A 2,570-nucleotide genomic window follows, 5' to 3' on the forward strand; every position below is an offset into this window, starting at 1 on the left:
ATCTCATGCAGCTCGGCCTTTTCAGAAACATCGGACGAAATCGACACCAGCCGGTCCGGTGCACTGCCATTGTTGGTGACGGTGAAATAACCCCCGGCCACTTTGGCACCGGCAGGTGTGGCGCGCGACCAGGGGTGGCCGATCTCGAGATCGCCAAGTTTGAACTCATGCGCGAGGACGGACTGGGCGCCTGTGAACAGCAGCGCAAGAGCCAGCACGGCAATGCCGACACGCTCTTCGATGCCGCGTAGAATGCCGCCGGGCGCAGGACGCGCGGCGTCAGGGAAAAAATAGGACATGGTTGCTCCATGAAGTGATGGTCGCGCCGTTGCCGGTCGCGAGCAGTTTGATCTTTGGATGGGTACGCCCACGAAAGGTTCCGCCGGGCAAACAGGCTCAGGCCGTCAGCGGCGGCGCGCGCGGGTTCGACGGCGAGCGCTCACGCGCAAAGTCGAGATGAATGGCCGCCGGGAAGACAAAGGCGACCGTTTCAAAGGAAAGGCTGTGCAATGCTAGCCCGGCATCGGGCGGCGGCGCAAAGGCCGCCGAAACCATGCTGCAGCCGAGCACGCAGCATGCCGGAAGATGGGAGGGACGCTGGTCGCCGCCCGGAAGCTGGGTGGCGCCATCATGGGTACAGATGACGTTGCCGAACGCATCGAGCTGCGATGCGTTGGGACCGGCGCCGAAGGCGAATGCGCCAAGCGTCGACTGGAGCAACAGCAAGTAGGCCGCGACAAGCGCGACCGGCATGCTCCACCGTCTCCTCGATACGCCCAAAGCCCTGCCTCTTCACAGCAACGCGACATACCTAGCACGGGGCTGGCGGGTGGAAAATCGCCAAATCACCGCTGCGGCAACGCGGCATATCAATGCATGTCGCCCAAAAGGGTGCGGCGGTTTTGGGACAACGACATGCATGAAACAAGACTCTGAGCCTCAGCGCGGCTCAGGATTTTTGTAGCGACCGGCTCTCCGGGATCGAGGTCAGCAATGTCTGGCGCGCCGACTTCAGATGCTTGCGGCAGGCGGCGTCGACCTTGCCGAGGTCGCGCGATTTCAGCGCCTCGATATAGACCAGATGCTCGCCGATCGCGACTTCGTTGCGTTCGCGTTCCTGCGCCTTGTTCCACTGGTAGTGGTAGTGGAAGATCATGGCGATGACATCGTAGAAATCGACGATGAAGCGGTTATGCGATGCCCGGTGGATGAGTCTGTGCAAGCGCTCATCCAGCTCGGAGAATTCGTTGAAGCGGGTGGAGATCTCGTTTGCCAGCTGGCGATGCTCGTCTTCCAGACGGTCGAGATCGGCCCAGACCGCGCTGTCCTGCGGCAGAGCGGTGAAGGCGGCCGCCGAGCGCAGTTCGAACATTTCGCGGATTTCGGTCAGCTCCAGCGCGAAGGCGCGCGTAAAGCCCTTCAGCACCCAATGGCTGTTGCGGCGCTTCTCGATCAGGCCGAAGCGGGAGAAGCGGATCAGGAACTCGCGCACGCTGGTGGTGCCGACGCCGATCTCACGCGCCAGTTCGAGTTCGTTGATCTGCATGCCGGCTTCGGCGCCGCCGGCGAGCAGCCTGCGCATGAACGACCGTTCGATGATCTCGGCCAGCGTGTCGGTCTCTTCTTCGGGGAAAAAATCGTCCGGACGCGCTTCGCGCAGCACCGTCTTGGCGCGCTTGTCCCAGGCGATCAGCCCTGTCTCTTCCATGCGCGCAAGAATGGTGCGGACGGTCGTACGGCTGACGCCAAGCAAGGTGCCCAGTTCCGGCTCCGAAGGCAGGCTGCGCGTTTCGTCGAGCAGCCGCAGGCAGCGGTTGTAGGCATCCTTGTAGACGTTGTTGCTCTTCGACATCCCTGACCCGTTGCACGCCGTCGCTTGCGGCGGCCGGTTTGAAGCGCAATATGACGTTCCCATGGCCCTGAGAAGCGAAATTGCTTCCCGGAACAACCAAGGACATGCGGAACTCCCCAGTGAAAAAACAATTGACGCAAAACTGTTTTTTCACGATAAAAGACAATATCTCTAAACAGACGCGTGTCAATCCGTCCGCGCAACCCAGGATCACCCAGGAAACCGCCCGTGAACGCCTCCAACTGCATTCTCCTGTCCCCCGCCGACAATGTCGCCGTCGCCAATGGCCGCATCGAGATCGGCACCGCGCTGCCGGGCGGTGCCGTCGCCAGTGCGCTGATCGAGCCCGGCCACAAGGTGGCGATCCAGCCGATCGCCGTCGGCGAGGCCGTGGTAAAATACGCCCAGGCGATCGGTCGCGCGACACAGGATATTGCAGCGGGCGAGCACGTTCATTCGCACAATCTGGTTTTCGAATCCGGCCGCTTGCCGGTCGTGCCGCCGAGCGAGGCCGAGCACGCGACGGAGGCCGACCGGGCCCGCACCTTCATGGGCTATCGCCGCGCCGATGGCCGCGCCGGCACGCGCAACTTCATCGGCATCGTCGCCAGCGTCAATTGCTCGGCCACCGTCTGCCATTCCATCGCCGACACCGCCAACCGCACGCTGCTGCCTAAATATCCCGGCATCGACGGCTTCGTGCCGATCGTCCACGGCC

Annotated in this window: 4 protein-coding genes; 1 reads left to right on the top strand and 3 read right to left on the bottom strand. The window is 62.7% G+C overall.

Going from position 1 to position 2,570, the window contains the following annotated elements:
- The 3 genes from EN893_RS28615 to EN893_RS28625 form a co-directional block, all read right to left on the bottom strand.
- The coding region (locus tag EN893_RS28615; RefSeq protein WP_128361972.1) for a copper chaperone PCu(A)C at positions 1–299 on the bottom strand (299 nt) is incomplete at its 3' end.
- A 97-nt stretch (positions 300–396) separates the two neighbouring features.
- Positions 397–753 (bottom strand): DUF2946 family protein, encoded by a 357-nt coding sequence (locus EN893_RS28620; RefSeq protein ID WP_127270815.1) that lies wholly within the window; start codon positions 751–753, stop codon positions 397–399.
- A gap of 196 nt (positions 754–949) precedes the next feature.
- Positions 950–1,852 carry a GntR family transcriptional regulator gene (locus tag EN893_RS28625; RefSeq protein WP_127270817.1) on the bottom strand — a complete coding sequence of 301 codons (903 nt, stop codon included), beginning with the start codon at positions 1,850–1,852 and terminating at the stop codon, positions 950–952.
- Between the two features lie 228 nt (positions 1,853–2,080).
- Here EN893_RS28625 and EN893_RS28630 point away from each other — a divergent pair.
- Positions 2,081–2,570 (top strand): UxaA family hydrolase (locus EN893_RS28630; protein WP_206640188.1); only part of this gene is annotated, 490 nt, incomplete at its 3' end.

The organism is Mesorhizobium sp. M7A.F.Ca.CA.004.04.2.1, assembly GCF_004022825.1.
Taxonomy (GTDB): Bacteria; Pseudomonadota; Alphaproteobacteria; order Rhizobiales; family Rhizobiaceae; genus Mesorhizobium.